Source organism: Methylobacterium mesophilicum (genome assembly GCF_036441335.1).
GTDB classification, from domain to species: domain Bacteria; phylum Pseudomonadota; class Alphaproteobacteria; order Rhizobiales; family Beijerinckiaceae; genus Methylobacterium; species Methylobacterium mesophilicum_B.
In genome coordinates this window covers 1,275,596-1,290,230 of sequence record NZ_MLBW01000034.1, presented here as the reverse complement: position 1 = coordinate 1,290,230, position 14,635 = coordinate 1,275,596, and the positions used below count along the sequence as shown (strand labels likewise).

Below are 14,635 nucleotides of genomic sequence, written 5' to 3'. Positions count from 1 at the left end.
AGCGCTCCGCCGTCGTCCCGCGCGCATCAGCTCTTGCCGATCGCGATCTTCAGGGTGGTCAGGCTGTGCTGGTACAGCGAGGCGGCGAGCTGGTAGTCCGACTGGTTCTCGCCGGCCTTCATCATCTCGTCCTCGAGGTTGACGCCGTTGCCGCTGGGGCGGATCTCGAAGCCCTTGGCGCGCTTGGAATCGGCCCCGACCGTCTGGCCGGGCGGGGCCATGTGGCCGGCGCTGGTGAGCGTCAGGCTGGAGCCGGTGGTGGCGAGGGCGCCGGTCGCGCGGTCGAAGCGCGGCTCCACGAGGTCGCGGGGCTTGAAGCCCGGCATGTCGGCGTTGGCGACGTTCTCGGCGATCACGCCCTGGCGCGCCTGGGCCCATTGCATGCGCGTGCGCAGCATGCTCAGCACGGGCAGATCGGTGAGGGCCATGGTCGCCTCCGGATGGCGTGGCCGCGCCGGGACGAGCGGGCTCGGCAAAATCTGCCGCCTGCATGGTTAACGGCGCGTTAAGCCCGGTCTCAGGGCCGAGCCGCGCCGGATCGCCCCGGGGGCTGGGGCTCCTCGGTGCAGCGCGCGAAGAAGCACCCCGGCACGCCGCCGTCGACCGGCGGCGCGGCGTGGCCGAAGGGCTGGGACTCGCCGTGGGGCTCGACCGACGAGTCGAGATGCGCCGCGACCGTGACGTCCCGGCCGTAATCGCAGAGCGGCGTGTAGGCGATGTCGCACACGGCCCGGACGGGCCGGCCGCAATCGTTGAACAGCTGGAAGACGTACCAGCGCGCGGTCCCGGCCTGAACGGTGCCGCGCCGCTGCTGGAGGCAGCGCGACGGCGCACCGTCCGGCCCGGCGCTCCGCTCGTAGGGGGTCCAGGTCGGAAGCCGCGGTGCCGCCGCGGCGGGGACGCCGGCGGCCAGGAGGACGAGGATGGAGAGCGGGAGGGGACGCATCATCGCGGGAGCCTGCGGCAACCCGCGGGCGCGGGTCGGGGGGACGGCTTCTGGGCGCCCGATGTGTCCGCTCTGTCTCCCCCGGCCCGATGCCGGTCGCGTGCGGCGGCCGCGGACAGCCGGATGCCGATCCGGCCGGGGCGGCGCCGCAGTCCCGAGCTATTGTCTTGCGGCCGCTCAATTAAAAGGTCTGTTAACGAACTCTTAACGTCGTTTGCCTTGCCGCCCCTCCGGCGTGATATGGATTCGGTCCGTGCCGGCGCGCACCCGCGCCGGTCGGAACGTGCGAGTGCGTAATCTTGCGATGGCTGCAATCCGTGTTCGGCTCTGACGGCTCCCCCATCGTCCAGTATATCGTGATCTTCGCCGTCATCTTCACGGCGCTCGCGGCGATCGTGTTCACGGTGCGCCGGCTCACCGGCCGGAGCCTCGCCCTGCCGGGCCGATCCGGGAGCCGCGGGCGACAGCCGCGGCTCGGGATCGTCGACGTGTACGAGCTCGACCGGGCCCGGCAGCTGATCCTGCTGCGCCGGGACAATGTCGAGCACCTGCTGCTGGTGGGCGGTCCCAACGACGTGGTGGTCGAGCGCAACATCCAGCGCGGTCAGCGGCCGCTGCCGGAAGCCGCGCTCCGGCCGGAGCTGGCGCCGGAGCCGCTGGACGAGCCGCTCCCGGACCCGCTCGTGCAGGGTGGCCGCCTGCCCGAGCCGCCCAGGGTCCTGCCGGAATCCGGCGGGCGGCGCGCGGAGCCGCTGTTCGACCCGGGCTTCGCGATGCCGGTGGTGGTGCCGTCGCCGGTGCCGCGCTCGGCCTCCGCCCCNGAGCCGCAGGGCGCGCCACCGCCTCCGCCACCGCCTCCGCCCCCGGCCAAGCCCGTGCCGCCGCCGGCGATGCCGAAGGCCGATCCCGTTCCGACCGCGCCGGCTCCGCCTGCCCCGCCACCACCCGACGCGCCGCCGCCCGACGCGAAGGGATCGGGTAACCCGTTCTCGGTGGAGGAGATCGAGGCCGAGTTCGCCCGCCTCCTCGGTCGTCCGCTCGACAAGCGGAGCTGACGCACCCGCCGCCCGCAGCAGAGCGGGCGCGCGACGGACCGCGTCCCCGGTCGAGACAGCTGCGGTTAACCGATGGTTAACCGTCTTCCGGGACGCTCGGTCCCGGAGGATCACGCAATGCTCGCGCTGGATGCTGGTACGGCTCACCGGAGCCGCGCTTACAGGGCCTTCAGGCTCGACCGGGCCGGTCGTGTCTGCGCGGCCGAGATCCTGTCGGCCGCGGACGACACGCAGGCGCGCCGTCGCGCCCGGGCGTTGGTCGGGCGCGACGCGATCGAGCTGTGGGATCGGACCCGCTTCCTCGGGCGCTTCGAGCCTACCGTCACGGCGGCTCAGGATCGTGCCGGCCGCTGAGGCCGGCGCCCGACCGCCCCGTCAGCGGCCTGCGGTTTCCGGCATGGCCAGCACGGCGAGGAAGCTGAGGATCGCGGCCCCGGCCAGGTAGAACCCGACGAAGCCGATGCCGCCGTAGGCCGCGAGCTGCTGCGCGATGTAGGGCGCGCCCGAGGCCCCCAGGATCCCCGCGAGGTTGTAGGTGACCGAGGCGCCGGTGTAGCGCACCCGCGTCGGGAATAGCTCCGGCAGGACGGCGCCCATCGGCCCGAACACCCAGCCCATCGTCAGCAGGCTGAGGCAGAGAAAGCCCAGCACCGGTGGCCAGGTGCCGGTGCCGGCGGCGTGGCCCAGCATCGGCCCCATGAGGAAGCCCAGCAGGAACGTCACGGCCATGCCGGAGAGCAGCACCGGCCGGCGGCCGAAGCGGTCGGCCGCGGCCCCCGACGCGACGGTGCCGAGCGCCATGAAGCAGACCGCGATGCACTCGAACAGCAGGAAGATCGGCCGGCTGTAGCCGAGGGTGCCGGTGCCGTAGCCCAGGGCGAAGACGGTGGAGAGGTAGAACACCGCGTAGACCGCCACCATCGCGAAGGTGCCGACGAGGACGGCGTGTCCGTGCCGGGTCAGCATGGTGGCGAAGGGCACGCGCTCCGGTCGCGCCTGGCTGAGCGCGGCCTTGAAGGCCGGCGTCTCGGTGAGCTTGAGGCGCACGTAGAGCCCGACGCCGACGAGCGCCGCCGAGGCCAGGAACGGCAGGCGCCAGCCCCAGGCCTGGAAGCTCTCAGGCGTCAGGCCGAAGCTGAGGGCGAGGAAGCCGAGATTGGCCAGGATGAAGCCGACCGGCGCCCCGAGCTGCGGGAAGATGCCGTACCACGCGCGGCGGCCCGGCGGCGCGTTCTCGACCGCCAGCAGGGCCGCGCCACCCCACTCGCCGCCGAACCCGATCCCCTGCCCGCAGCGGAGGAGGCACAGCGCCGCCGGCGCCCACCAGCCGACCGACGCGTAGGTCGGCAGGCAGCCGATCAGCACCGTGGAGATGCCCATGATCAGCAGGGACGCCACCAGCGTCGCCTTGCGGCCGACCCGGTCGCCGAAATGCCCGAACAGGGCCGCGCCGACGGGCCGCGCGATGAACGCGATGGCGAAGGTCGCGAAGGCACTGAGCTGCTGCACGCCGGGCGCGCCGGCGGGGAAGAAGACCGGACCGATCACCAGGGCGGTGGCGGTGGCGTAGATGTAGAAGTCGAAGAACTCGATCGCCGTCCCGACGAAGCTCGCGGCGAGGATACGCCGAGCGCTCGGAGGGGCGCTCGGGGCGGCCTGCGAGGGGTCTGCGGTGTTGCCCGCGGGGTCGATGGTCTGCAGCATGATCGGGACGGGGGGATCCAAGTCGGTGGCGGCGCTTTCGCACGGGCCGCCCCGGGGCCGATAGCCCGCTCCGGACATGGGCATTTGACCTCAACGCGGAGGTCGCTGTGCGGTGCACCGACGGCGGCCTTGCGTTCCCCTTCCCCCTTCGCCAAGCTGAACGGCCATATTCCGCGACGGCCGCCGGCCGCGGCGCCGTCCCTACCACTTGAGTATTGCGATGAGAGTCACTGTCGAGCGCGCGGCCCTGCTCAGGTCGCTCGGCCACGTGCACCGGGTCGTCGAGCGCCGCAACACGATCCCGATCCTGTCGAACGTGCTCCTGCGCGCGGAAGGGTCTGGACTCCAGCTGCGCGCGACGGATCTGGACATCGAGGTGACCGAGAGCGTGCCGGCGGACGTGGCGGACGCGGGCGCCACGACCGTGCCGGCGCACGTGATCTACGACATCGTGCGCAAGCTCCCCGACGGCGCGCAGGTCTCCCTGGAGACCGGCGGCGAGTCCGGCCAGATGACGATCCGGTCCGGCCGCTCGCGCTTCGCCCTGGGCGCCCTGCCGGAGGGCGACTTCCCGGACCTCGCCGCCGGCGAGATGCCGCACGGGTTCGAGATCGCCGCCGCCGACCTGAAGCGGCTGATCGAGAAGACCCAGTTCGCGATCTCCACCGAGGAGACCCGCTACTACCTGAACGGCATCTACCTGCACACGCTGGAGACCGAGAGCGGCCCGGCGATGCGGGCTGTGGCGACCGACGGCCACCGGCTCGCCCGCGTCGAGATCCCGGCCCCGCAGGGCAGCGTCGGCATGCCGGGCGTGATCGTGCCCCGCAAGGCGGTCTCCGAGATCCAGAAGCTCCTCGACGACGGCGGCGAGACCGTCGCGGTCGACCTGTCGCCCGCGAAGATCCGCCTGCGCTTCGCCGGCGGCCTGACGCTGATCTCCAAGCTGATCGACGGCACCTTCCCGGATTATCAGCGGGTGATCCCGGCCAACAACGACAAGCGGCTGACCGTCGAGCGCGACGCGTTCGCGAAGGCGGTCGACCGGGTCTCGACGATCTCGTCGGAGCGCGGGCGCGCGGTGAAGCTCGGGCTGGCCGAGGGGCGCCTCGCGCTCTCGGTGAACAACCCGGATTCGGGCAGCGCCACCGAGGAGCTCGACGTCGACTACGAGGCGGCCGGCCTCGATATCGGCTTCAACGCCCGCTACCTCCTGGACATCACCGCGCAGCTCGAGGGCGACACCGCCCTGTTCAAGCTCGCGGATCCCGGCTCGCCGACCCTGATCCAGGATCGCGAGGGCGCGCCGGCGCTGTACGTGCTGATGCCGATGCGGGTTTGAGGCGGCCGCGCGGATCCCGGCCCCGCCCTCGTCCCGAGGTGCCGGGGCGTAGCCGAGGCCTCGCGAGGGGGCTCCACGCGGCGACGCGGTCTCGGGAGCCCGCCCGCGCGGCCCGCTGACGCGGGCCCTTCGGGTTGCGGTGGTTGGATAGGATGTCAGACAGCAAGGGACGGTTGAGCACGACGCGTCTCGGCCCCTCGGTTCACCCCTCGGTTCACCGATGAGCGACATCCCCGATCCGCGGGTCGAGCCCGACGGGGCCGCTCTGCGCGTCACCCGCCTGATCGCCCGCGATTTCCGCAACCACGCGGACCTCGAGCTGACGCCCGAGGCCCGCTTCGTCGCGCTGGTCGGGGAGAACGGCGCGGGCAAGACCAACCTGCTCGAGGCGCTCTCGCTGTTCGTGCCGGGCCGCGGCCTGCGCCGGGCGGAATTCGCCGCCATGGCGCGCAGCGGCGGCCCGGGCGGCTTCGCGGTCTCGCTCACGCTCGACCGCGAGGGCGCCGAGCACCGGCTGGGCACCGGGCTGGAGCCGCCGGGCCCGGACGGACGGGCGAGCCGGCTCTGCCGGATCGACGGCGCGACCGCCGCCTCGCCGGTGGCGTTCAGCGAGTTCCTGCGGGTCGTCTGGCTGACCCCCGACCTCGACGGGCTGTTCCGCGGGGCGGCCGGTGACCGGCGGCGGTTCCTCGACCGGCTCGTGCTGGCGGTCGACGCCGCCCACGGCGCCCGGGTCTCGGCGATGGAGCGGGCCCTGCGCTCCCGCAACCGCCTGCTGGAGGAGCGGCCCGACGACGAGCGCTGGCTCGACGCCATCGAGCGGGAGGTTGCGGAGCTTGGCGTTGCCGTGGCCCTCGCCCGGCGCGAGACCGCCGAGCGCCTGGACCGTCTGATCGCCGAGACCCGGGACGACGCGCAGCCGTTCCCCTGGGCGGCCATCCGCCTCGAGGGCGACCTCGACGATCTCGTGGCGGTCTGGCCGGCCATCGAGGCCGAGGACCGCTACCGGATGGCGCTCCGCAACGGCCGCAATCGGGACCGGGCCGCCGGCCGCACCCTGATCGGGCCGCAGAGCAGCGACCTCGTGGTCCGCCACGGTCCCAAGGATGTGCCCGCCGGCACGGCGTCCACGGGGGAGCAGAAGGCGCTGCTGATCGGGCTCGTCCTCGCCCACGCCCGACTGGTGCGGGCCATGAGCGGCATCGCCCCGCTGATCCTCCTCGACGAGGTGGCGGCCCACCTCGATCCCCGCCGCCGGGCCGGCCTGTTCGAGGCGCTGGAGGCGCTCCCGGGCCAGGTCTGGATGACCGGCGCCGACCCGGACGCCTTCGCGCAGGCCGGCACCCGGACGGAGGTCCTGCGGATCGGGGCGTGAGCCGGCCTCACGCGGCCCGGACCGTCCCGAGGAAGCGCGAGACTTCGGCGCCGAGATACTCGGACTGGCGCGACAGCTCGCCGGCCGCGCCCAGCACCTGGGCGGCCGCCGCGCCGGTCTCCTCCGAGGCCTTGGCCACGCCCGTGATGTTGCTGGTGACCTCGTCGGTCCCGGCCGCCGCCTGCGACACGTTGCGGACGATCTCCTGCGTGGCCGCGCCCTGCTGCTCCACCGCCGCCGCGATGGTCGTCGCGACCGCGTCGATCTCGCGGATGCGCGCCGTGATCCCACCGATGGCGGTGACGGCCTGCCCGGTCACGTCCTGGATCTGCCCGATCTGCTGGCTGATCTCCTCGGTCGCCCGGGCGGTCTGCCCGGCGAGTTCCTTGACCTCTGCGGCGACCACCGCGAAGCCGCGCCCGGCATCGCCGGCGCGGGCCGCCTCGATCGTGGCGTTGAGCGCGAGCAGGTTGGTCTGCCCGGCGATGGTCGAGATCATCCCGACCATGTCGCCGATGCGGGTCGCCGCCTGGCTCAGGGCCTGCACGAGGTGCTGGGTCTCGTCCGCCTCGCCGACCGCCGTCTGCGCGAGGTTGGCCGAGCCGAGGACCTGTCGGCCGATCTCCTGCACCGACGTGCCGAGCTCCTCGGCGGCGGCCGCCACGGTCTGGACGTTGGCGGAGGCCTCCTCGGCGGCCGCCGCGACGGTGGTGGACTGGCTCGCCGTCTCGGTGGCGCTCGACGTCATCGCCTGCGCGGTGGCCTGGAGTTCCGTCGCAGAGGACGAGACCAGCCCGACGATGCCGCCGACCGCCCGCTCGAACCCGTCGGCGAGGTCCAGCATGGTGCGCCGCCGCTCGGCGAGGGCCGCGGCGTCGGCGATGCGCCGGACCTCCGCCTCCTCCGCCGCCTTGCGGGCGACCATCGCCTTGATCCCCTCCACCGCACGGCCGACCGCGCCGATCTCGTCCCGTCGCGCCGCCTCCGCGATGTCGGCGTCGACTTCGCCCTGCGCCATGCGCTGCAGGACCTTGACCAACCGGTCGAGGGGCCGCGTGATCCCGACGGTGGCGATGACCACCGCCGCGAGCAGGCCCGCCAGCATCCCGAAACCGCTGACGGCGATCAGGGTCCGGCGGGTGGCGTTGGTCTCGCCGGTGAGATCGTCCGACCCATCCCGTATGTAGGCGGCGATGTCGTCGGCGATCCTGTTGCCCTCGGTCAGCAGGTCCGAGAAGGTCGGATCGATCGCCGTGTGGACCAGCGCGATGGCTTGCTCGTTCTGGTTGATCGTGCCGAGCCGGCGGACCTCGCTCACGTCCCGGAGATAGCGCTCGATCCGCACCGTCTGCGCGTCGATGCGCGCGGCGAAGGTCGGCGCGTGCGACCGGAGGACCGGGAGCAGCGCCTGCAAGCGGGGCCGGACAGCCTCGAAACCCGCGTTGGCGTCCCGCATCTGGTTCTGATCTGTCTCGGCGATGATCCGGTAGACCCAGTAGTTCAGCTCGATCACAAGCCGGTTCAGCCGGCGCGCGTCTGCCACGGCCGCCGCCTCGTTGGCGATGAACCGACTGTAGCCGTCGTCGATCGTCGTCATCCGCGCCTGCGCGTACCAGATGCATCCGCCGACGATCGCGCTCATCAGGGCGATGACGGCCGCGATCTTTGGCATAAGATCGATATTGGATAGCCGAAACACGGTATTCATGCCCTTGTGCTTAGTCTCTGGACGGATTTGTGATCAGATTGTTTTCATGATGTTGATAGGATTCAAGGATGATCCCAATGGACTGGTGGAGTCAAGCGTTAAAATATTAACTTCTGGTGTCAAATTTGATTTGCAGATGGAGTATTGTTCGTACTCAAATACAGAGTGTGAATTACTGATCCGAATATATTTCCTGGAACGGTTAAATGGACGAATGAAACTGTTCGTCTGTCATTACAGGATCGCGGCTGTCTCGAGACGGTTCCCGATCTCACCGCCCGCGCCTGTACACTGCGCGACACCGGAGCCGCGCAGGGCGGCCTTCCCGCGGCCGCGCGCGGCGCCACATAAGAGGCGCGCACGCCGGCCGCGTGCCCACGGAATCCCGAGCGCATGTCCAAGCCCGTCCACGCCATGATCCGCGTCCTCGAGGAGGAGCGCGCGCGCGACTATTATGCCCGGGCCTTCGGCCTCGAAGTCTCCGGCCGGTTCGACTTCCCGGACTTCACCCTCGTCTACATGCGGGATCCGGCCTCGCCGTTCGAGCTGGAGCTCACGGTGAACAAGGGCCGCGACAAGCCCTACGACCTCGGCGACGGCTACGGGCACATCGCCTTCGTGGTCGACGACGTGGAGGCCGAGCACGCCCGTCACCGGCGCGAGGGCTTCACGGCCACCGACGTCAAGGCTCTCCAGCACGGGGACGACGTGCTCGCGCGCTTCTTCTTCGCCACCGACCCGGACGGCTACAAGATCGAGGTCATCCAGCGCGGCGGCCGCTTCGCGTGACTCTGCCGGCGCGCCCCTCCCATCCCGACACGTCTCCGAGATCCATGCCGGACAAGACCCGCATCGTCTGCATCCGCCACGGGCAGTCGACCTTCAACGCCGCGCACAAGCTCGGGCGCGGCGATCCCGGCCTGCCCGACGCGCGCCTGACCGAGCTCGGCCAGGCCCAGGCCCGGGCCGCGCGGGAGCACCTCCGGCCGATCCCCTTCGACCTCGTGGTGGTCTCGCCCCTGACCCGCGCCATCGAGACCGCCGCGATCCTGTTCGGCGACCATCCGAGCCGGCCGCGGGTGCTCGTCGAGGTGCTGCACCGCGAGTGTCAGGAGAGCAGCTGCGACGTCGGCCGGGCCGCCTCGGAGATCGCCGCGGAGTTCCCGCACCTCGATGTCGGGCACCTGCCCGAGGTCTGGTGGCACGCGGAGCCGGGCTGCGAGGTCGGCGGCTACCCGGTGGAGCCGCGCCCCCTGTTCGACGCCCGGATCGCGGCGTTCCGCGACTGGCTGCGGGCCCGCCCGGAGACCACCATCGCGGTGGTCGGCCACGGGACGTTCTTCTACCACCTCACCGGCACGTTCCTGGAAAATTGCGGCACCATCGACCTCGATCTCGACGCCGCGCCCGCGGCGGCCTGATCAGGCCGGCATCCGGGCGCGCGCCGCGTCCATGCGCTGACGGGCGCCGACGAGGGCGATCTCCGGCGCCTGCCGGCCGATGGCGAGGACGTCCGCGAGGATCGCGCAGGCCTCTCCCCAGGTCCCGTTCCCCGACACTTTCCGCGCCCTCCTCCCGCGCCGCTTCCGGGACCGACGCCCGCGGGTCGCGGTGGTCCGGCTGTCGGGCACGATCGGCGCGGTCTCGCCGCTCCGGCCGGGGCTCTCGATCGGGGGCGTCGCGGGCAGCCTGGAGCGCGCCTTCGGGATGCCGGGGGTGAAGGCGGTGGCGCTGGTGATCAACTCGCCCGGCGGCTCGCCGGCGCAGTCGCACCTGATCCACNGCCAGGCCGGCGACGGCGCAGAGCGGCGCCAGGATGCGGCGGACGCTCTCCAGGGCGAGCTGCCGGGTGCGGGCGGCCTCGATCTCCGCCGTGTCGGCGCTGCCCGACAGGCGCAGGACGAAGGCCATCAGCTGGGGCCGCGCCTCGTCCGGCATGGCGTCGTTGAGTCCGAGGGCGTAGGCGGCGGCCGGCCGCGAGAAGCAGGGCGGGCAGTCGGCGCTGGAGCGGATCGCCCGGTAGGGCAGGCCCGCGGCGACGATCGCGGCCTCGTTGATGCAGGTCCCGCCGTCTGGCCCGGGGAAGGGATGCGATCCGGCGAGCAGGCGCCAGTTCAGGATCGTCGCGAAGTCGGGATGCATCGGCGCGCTCTCCGTCTCGGTGGCGCAGCGTGGCACGCCGCGCCCCGGAAGGCGAGACCCTTCAGCCGCCGAGGCCCGGCGCGAGGCCGGAGAGCATCGCGGCGCCCAGGACCAGCACGAAGGCGGCGGCGACGAGTTCGAGGCCGCCGAGCGCCAGCAGCCCGGCCTGCCCCCGACCGCCCGCGAGGCGCAGCGCCATCCGCTTGGCGAAGACCGCGAGGCAGGCCAGCGCGGTCGTGGTCAGCGCGGTGCCGAGGGCCATCGCCAGGACCGCCAGCACGCCCGCCCCGGGCACGCCCTGCGACACCGCGAAGACCAGGACCAGCACCGCCCCCGCGCAGGGGCGCGTGCCCGCCGCCAGCACCACCCCGGCCCGCTCGCGCCACGTGTCGAGGGTGTCGAGGGCCTGCGGTCCCGGGAGGTGGTTGCAGCCCGGGCCGCAGCCCGCGCCGAGATTGGCGAGGCGACCGGCCTTGCGCCATGTCAGGACCAGCCCGATCAGGGCGACGAGGGCGAAGCTCACGGTCTCGATCAGGGTGCCGGCCCGGGTGATGCTCGCCGCGGTGGCGTTGAGGACCAGCGTGCCGAGGCCGATGATCGCCCCGGCCACGCAGGCCTGGAGCAGAGCGGCGCAGACGCTCAGCGCGGCACCGCGCCGGAGCGCCCGCTCCCCCGCCAGGATGTAGCCGGCGATCACCGCCTTGCCGTGGCCGGGACCGGCGGCGTGGAACACGCCGTACGCGAAGGCGAGGCCGACCAGCGGGGTCCAGCTGCCGCCGCCCCGCAGCGCGCTCACCGCGGCGTTGAGGCTGCGGGAGAAGCTCGCCTGCAGCGCCAGGATGACGCCGCCGAGACCCGTGGCGGCCGGCGCGGCCTCGCGGAAGCCGATACCGAAGGGCGAGCGCGGGGGCGGCGCCGCGAGGCCGGGCGCGACGAGCCACGCGATCGCGGCCGCCAGCAACGCGGCGAGCCCGATGGCCAGGGCCATGAGGCCGAGCCGCAGGCCCAGCCGCCCCGCCCCCGCGGGGGCGACGATCCCGATGCCTACGGACATGCCACGAGAACCCGGCTGGCGAACTGCACCCCATAGGTCGAGGCGGCGGTGAGCGCCTCGAAGAAGGCCTCGGTCATGCCCGGCGACCCGGCATCGGCCGTCTTCGGCTGCTCGGTCTTCGGCCGGGTGACCGTGGCGGCGCAGCCCTGTGGCGCCCCGGCTAGGGTCGCGGCGTCGGCGCCCTCGGCGAACGAGAAGGCGACGAAGTAGGTCGGGTCGTAGACCTCCAGCGCGGCGACCCCCCGCCCCTGCTGGACCGGAGTCTTCAGGGGCAGCAGGAAGGTCATGACCAGCGCCCGGTCGTCCATGTGCGCGGCCGGCTCCTTCGGCTCCGCGAAGGCCTGCTCCTTGCCGCCGACCTTCAGCTTCGTGAAGTAGCCGAACTCGGCGAGGTTGGCGGTGTTCTCGGCGGCGAGCCCGGCGAGTTCCTCCGGGCTGAGCTTGCCGTCCTTGTTGGTGTCGAGGCCCTGCGTGACGAAGGCCGTGTACTCGGGATCGAAGCTCCACGTGTCGCGGACGCCGACGAGCTTGCCGTCGGCGTAGACGAGCTGCGCCTTGGCGGTCACCCAGACGTGCGGGTGGGCGGAGGCCGCGGAGGCGGCGCAGCCGAGGGCGGCGGCCAGTACCAGGGCGAGCGGTTTCGGGCAGGGCGCGGCGATCAGCATGGACGGTGGCACGCTCGCGACGGGAGGGAGGCGGTCAGGCCGGGTCTTCCTCGCGTGCCGGTTGGGCGAAAGCGAGGCGCCGTCCCGTCTCCGCGCCGCTCACTCGCCGCCGTCGAGGCCCATCAGCTGGAAGCTCACCCGCAGGTCGTTCGACATCGGGATGTCGAGGCGCTCGCCGTTGGGCAGGCGCTTGAGGAACCAGCGCTCGTAGGTCCAGCGCAGCGCCCGGGACTCGGCGAGCCGCGTGAAGGTCTGCTGCACGATGCCGGCGAGCTCCGGGTCGTCCTTGCGGAACATGATGCCGTAGGGCTCGTAGGAGAGCTTGTCGGGCAGCACCGTGTAGTTCACCCCGTCCTGCGCGTCCGTGGCGATCAGGCCGTAGAGCAGCACGTCGTCGGTGGCGAAGGCGTCGGCCTTGCCGGCCTTGACCATCGCGTAGGAGGCGGCGTGGTCGGGGGCCGTCACCACCTGCGCGTCGATCTTCAGGCGGGCGAGCAGGTCGCGCACGGCCCTCTCGTTGGTGGTGCCGGCCGTCACCACCACGGTCTTGCCGCCGAGATCCCGGTAGGAGGCGATGCCCGCGCCGCGCTTCACCAGCAGCTGCGTCGCGCTGATGTAGTCCACCGGCGAGAAGGCGACCTGCCTTCGGCGCTCGGCATTGGCGGTGGTCGAGCCGCACTCGAGGTCGATCTTGCCGGAGGTCACCGCCTCGATGCGCGTCTCGGCGGTGACCGGCGCGTAGCGGACCCGCACCGGCCGGCCGATCGCTGCCTGAACATCGTCGGCGATCTCGTTGCAGAGGTCGATGGCGTAGCCGATCGCCCGGGGGCTGCCGTCCGGCCGTCTGCCCTCGACGAAGGAGAACGGCACCGAGCTCTCCCGGTAGCCGAGCACGATCTCCCCGCGCTCGGCGACGCTCCTGAGCGTCCCGGTGAGCACCTCGACGGCCGCGGCGGGCGTCGCCGCCAGCGCCAGGACCAGAAACGCAAGGGAAAGCCGCGCCATCACCCGCCCTCCAGGGCGCACCGCATGTGCCACACCGCGTTCGAGAGCGCCCGGGCGCTCCCACCCCCACCCTCCTATCGAGGCGCCGGGGCGCGGCGGAGGCCTCGAAGGAGCCCTCCAGCCGGCACCGAGATCCCTGGCGCTCTCCTGCCGGGACCGATCCGCGCCTCAGCCTGCCGGGCGGCGCAGCCGCCGCCCGCGCCTACTCCGCCGGCGAGGCCACCGTGCCGACATGGTCGAGGCGCTGGTCGGTGGTGGAGAGCTGGCCCTCCCACTTGGCGACCGCCACGGTGGCGACGCTGTTGCCCAGCACGTTGGTGGCCGAGCGCCCCATGTCGAGGAACTGGTCGATGCCGATGATCAGCAGCAGCCCCGCTTCCGGGATGTTGAAGTGCGACAGCGTCGCCGAGATCACCACCAGCGAGGCGCGCGGCACGCCGGCCATGCCCTTCGACGTCACCATCAGCAGGAGCAGCATCGTGAGCTGCTGACCCCAGCTCAGCGGGATGTTGTAGGCCTGCGCGATGAACATCACCGCGAAGGTGCAGTACATCATCGAGCCGTCGAGGTTGAACGAGTAGCCCATCGGCAGCACGAACGACGTGATGCGGTTCGGCACCCCGAACTTCTCCAGGTTCGTCAGCATCTTCGGGTAGGCGGCCTCGCTCGACGCCGTCGAGAAGGCGAGCACGAAGGGCTCCTTGATCAGGTTGAACAGCCGCACGATGCCGCCGCCGCCGAGCAGCAGGAAGCCGACGCCCATCAGCAGCGCCCAGAGCACGGCGAGGCCGATGTAGAATTCCACCAGGAACTTGCCGTAGGTCACGAGCACGCCGATGCCCTGCGTGGTGATCGTCGCCGCGATGGCGGCGAACACCGCCACGGGGGCGAACATCATCACGTAACCCGTCACCTTCAGCATCACGTCGGCGACGCCCTCGATGCCCTGCGCGAGGAGCCGCCCCTTCTCGCCGAGGGCGGCGAGGCCGACGCCGAAGAAGATCGAGAAGACCACGATCTGCAGGATCTCGTTGTTGGCCATCGCCTCGACGGCGCTCTTCGGCACGAGGTGGGTGACGAATTCCTTGAGCGAGAGCGAGGCCGCCTTGAGGCCCGTGCCGGCGCCGGCATCGGGCAGGGGCAGGTTCAGGTTCACGCCGGGCTGCATGATGTTGACCAGGATCAAGCCCAGCATCAGCGAGCAGAACGAGGCGCCGACGAACCAGAGCAGCGCCTTGCCGCCGACCCGGCCGACCGCGGCGGTGTCTCCGAGATGCGCGATCCCGACCACCAGCGTCGAGAACACCAGCGGGGCGATGATCATCTTGATCAGACGCAGGAACACGTCGGAGACCAGCGCGATGTAGCCGGCGATCTCCTTGGCTGTCTGCGGGTCGGGCCAGGTGATGCTGCAGGCGTAGCCCACGGCGATGCCGAGGAGCATGCCGACGAAGATCATCGTCGTGAGTCGCGACCCTGCCATCGGTACTGCTCCTCGCCTCGCCCGGGATGATCGAGCATTTCAATTCGTTAACGTGTCGCAGGAACTGCGCCACACGCAAGCCCGGGCAGGGGGCGTTACTGGCGTGGTCGACTGTTTTCACGCGACGCTCGGGCGGCGATGAAACCTGTGGCTGGT

14 protein-coding genes and 1 pseudogene are annotated in these 14,635 nt (G+C 71.9%); 7 read left to right on the top strand and 8 right to left on the bottom strand.

The window, feature by feature from the left end:
• Positions 1 to 26: 26 nt before the first annotated feature.
• Both flgB and MMR14E_RS26870 read right to left on the bottom strand, forming a co-directional pair.
• Positions 27 to 428 carry a flagellar basal body rod protein FlgB gene (flgB, locus tag MMR14E_RS26875; RefSeq protein WP_331318506.1) on the bottom strand — a complete coding sequence of 134 codons (402 nt, stop codon included), beginning with the start codon at positions 426 to 428 and terminating at the stop codon, positions 27 to 29.
• Between the two features lie 89 nt (positions 429 to 517).
• Positions 518 to 949, bottom strand: a complete 432-nt coding sequence (locus MMR14E_RS26870; protein WP_331318505.1) for a hypothetical protein — start codon at positions 947 to 949, stop codon at positions 518 to 520.
• A 314-nt stretch (positions 950 to 1,263) separates the two neighbouring features.
• On the opposite strand from MMR14E_RS26870, the gene MMR14E_RS26865 reads away from it, so the two are divergent.
• Both MMR14E_RS26865 and MMR14E_RS26860 read left to right on the top strand, forming a co-directional pair.
• On the top strand, positions 1,264 to 2,001 hold the full coding sequence (locus MMR14E_RS26865) for a hypothetical protein (RefSeq protein ID WP_331318504.1): 738 nt from the start codon (positions 1,264 to 1,266) through the stop codon (positions 1,999 to 2,001).
• Positions 2,002 to 2,118: 117 nt separating this feature from the next.
• Positions 2,119 to 2,355, top strand: a complete 237-nt coding sequence (locus MMR14E_RS26860; protein WP_331318502.1) for a hypothetical protein — start codon at positions 2,119 to 2,121, stop codon at positions 2,353 to 2,355.
• A gap of 21 nt (positions 2,356 to 2,376) precedes the next feature.
• Here the strand turns inward: MMR14E_RS26860 and MMR14E_RS26855 are convergent, their stop codons facing one another.
• Entirely contained in the window at positions 2,377 to 3,705 is a 1,329-nt protein-coding gene (locus MMR14E_RS26855) for an MFS transporter (RefSeq protein ID WP_331318501.1), read from the bottom strand.
• Between the two features lie 220 nt (positions 3,706 to 3,925).
• Between MMR14E_RS26855 and dnaN the strand changes: the two genes are divergently transcribed.
• Entirely contained in the window at positions 3,926 to 5,047 is a 1,122-nt protein-coding gene (gene dnaN / locus MMR14E_RS26850; RefSeq protein WP_331318499.1) for a DNA polymerase III subunit beta, read from the top strand.
• 220 nt (positions 5,048 to 5,267) lie between these two features.
• Complete coding sequence (gene recF, locus MMR14E_RS26845) at positions 5,268 to 6,422, top strand: DNA replication/repair protein RecF (protein ID WP_331318497.1); 1,155 nt, start codon at positions 5,268 to 5,270, stop codon at positions 6,420 to 6,422.
• A 7-nt stretch (positions 6,423 to 6,429) separates the two neighbouring features.
• On the opposite strand, the gene MMR14E_RS26840 is transcribed toward recF, so the two are convergent.
• Positions 6,430 to 8,094 carry a methyl-accepting chemotaxis protein gene (locus tag MMR14E_RS26840; RefSeq protein ID WP_419539427.1) on the bottom strand — a complete coding sequence of 555 codons (1,665 nt, stop codon included), beginning with the start codon at positions 8,092 to 8,094 and terminating at the stop codon, positions 6,430 to 6,432.
• A 429-nt stretch (positions 8,095 to 8,523) separates the two neighbouring features.
• Here MMR14E_RS26840 and MMR14E_RS26835 point away from each other — a divergent pair, with 429 nt between their 5' ends.
• The 3 genes and pseudogenes from MMR14E_RS26835 to MMR14E_RS26825 all read left to right on the top strand — a co-directional run.
• Positions 8,524 to 8,919 (top strand): VOC family protein, encoded by a 396-nt coding sequence (locus MMR14E_RS26835; RefSeq protein WP_331318493.1) that lies wholly within the window; start codon positions 8,524 to 8,526, stop codon positions 8,917 to 8,919.
• A gap of 44 nt (positions 8,920 to 8,963) precedes the next feature.
• Positions 8,964 to 9,551 (top strand): histidine phosphatase family protein, encoded by a 588-nt coding sequence (locus MMR14E_RS26830; protein ID WP_331318491.1) that lies wholly within the window; start codon positions 8,964 to 8,966, stop codon positions 9,549 to 9,551.
• A gap of 79 nt (positions 9,552 to 9,630) precedes the next feature.
• Positions 9,631 to 9,912, top strand: a pseudogene (locus MMR14E_RS26825) (S49 family peptidase); the annotation flags it as partial.
• Between the two features lie 421 nt (positions 9,913 to 10,333).
• Here MMR14E_RS26825 and MMR14E_RS26815 read toward each other — a convergent pair.
• The 4 genes from MMR14E_RS26815 to MMR14E_RS26800 all read right to left on the bottom strand — a co-directional run bounded on the left by MMR14E_RS26815 (position 10,334) and on the right by MMR14E_RS26800 (position 14,479).
• The gene (locus MMR14E_RS26815; RefSeq protein WP_331318489.1) at positions 10,334 to 11,326 is read right to left on the bottom strand and encodes a nickel/cobalt transporter; all 993 of its coding nucleotides are present in this window, start codon (positions 11,324 to 11,326) and stop codon (positions 10,334 to 10,336) included.
• Positions 11,317 to 11,991 (bottom strand): DUF1007 family protein, encoded by a 675-nt coding sequence (locus MMR14E_RS26810; protein ID WP_331318488.1) that lies wholly within the window; start codon positions 11,989 to 11,991, stop codon positions 11,317 to 11,319. The genes MMR14E_RS26815 and MMR14E_RS26810 overlap by 10 nt, the downstream gene beginning before the upstream one ends.
• Positions 11,992 to 12,090: 99 nt before the next feature.
• Positions 12,091 to 12,996: an amino acid ABC transporter substrate-binding protein gene (locus tag MMR14E_RS26805; RefSeq protein WP_331318486.1), complete on the bottom strand. Its 906-nt coding sequence runs from the start codon at positions 12,994 to 12,996 to the stop codon at positions 12,091 to 12,093.
• 202 nt (positions 12,997 to 13,198) lie between these two features.
• Positions 13,199 to 14,479: a dicarboxylate/amino acid:cation symporter gene (locus MMR14E_RS26800; RefSeq protein WP_331318485.1), complete on the bottom strand. Its 1,281-nt coding sequence runs from the start codon at positions 14,477 to 14,479 to the stop codon at positions 13,199 to 13,201.
• Between the last annotated feature and the right edge of the window lie 156 nt (positions 14,480 to 14,635).

Coding starts and splice junctions, on each gene's coding strand:
- flgB (WP_331318506.1), bottom strand. CDS start 428: ATGGCCCTCACCGATCTGCCCGTGCTGAGCATGCTGCGCACGCGCATG.
- MMR14E_RS26870 (WP_331318505.1), bottom strand. CDS start 949: ATGATGCGTCCCCTCCCGCTCTCCATCCTCGTCCTCCTGGCCGCCGGC.
- MMR14E_RS26860 (WP_331318502.1), top strand. CDS start 2,119: ATGCTCGCGCTGGATGCTGGTACGGCTCACCGGAGCCGCGCTTACAGG.
- MMR14E_RS26855 (WP_331318501.1), bottom strand. CDS start 3,705: ATGCTGCAGACCATCGACCCCGCGGGCAACACCGCAGACCCCTCGCAG.
- dnaN (WP_331318499.1), top strand. CDS start 3,926: ATGAGAGTCACTGTCGAGCGCGCGGCCCTGCTCAGGTCGCTCGGCCAC.
- recF (WP_331318497.1), top strand. CDS start 5,268: ATGAGCGACATCCCCGATCCGCGGGTCGAGCCCGACGGGGCCGCTCTG.
- MMR14E_RS26840 (WP_419539427.1), bottom strand. CDS start 8,094: ATGCCAAAGATCGCGGCCGTCATCGCCCTGATGAGCGCGATCGTCGGC.
- MMR14E_RS26835 (WP_331318493.1), top strand. CDS start 8,524: ATGTCCAAGCCCGTCCACGCCATGATCCGCGTCCTCGAGGAGGAGCGC.
- MMR14E_RS26830 (WP_331318491.1), top strand. CDS start 8,964: ATGCCGGACAAGACCCGCATCGTCTGCATCCGCCACGGGCAGTCGACC.
- MMR14E_RS26815 (WP_331318489.1), bottom strand. CDS start 11,326: ATGTCCGTAGGCATCGGGATCGTCGCCCCCGCGGGGGCGGGGCGGCTG.
- MMR14E_RS26810 (WP_331318488.1), bottom strand. CDS start 11,991: ATGCTGATCGCCGCGCCCTGCCCGAAACCGCTCGCCCTGGTACTGGCC.
- MMR14E_RS26805 (WP_331318486.1), bottom strand. CDS start 12,996: ATGGCGCGGCTTTCCCTTGCGTTTCTGGTCCTGGCGCTGGCGGCGACG.
- MMR14E_RS26800 (WP_331318485.1), bottom strand. CDS start 14,479: ATGGCAGGGTCGCGACTCACGACGATGATCTTCGTCGGCATGCTCCTC.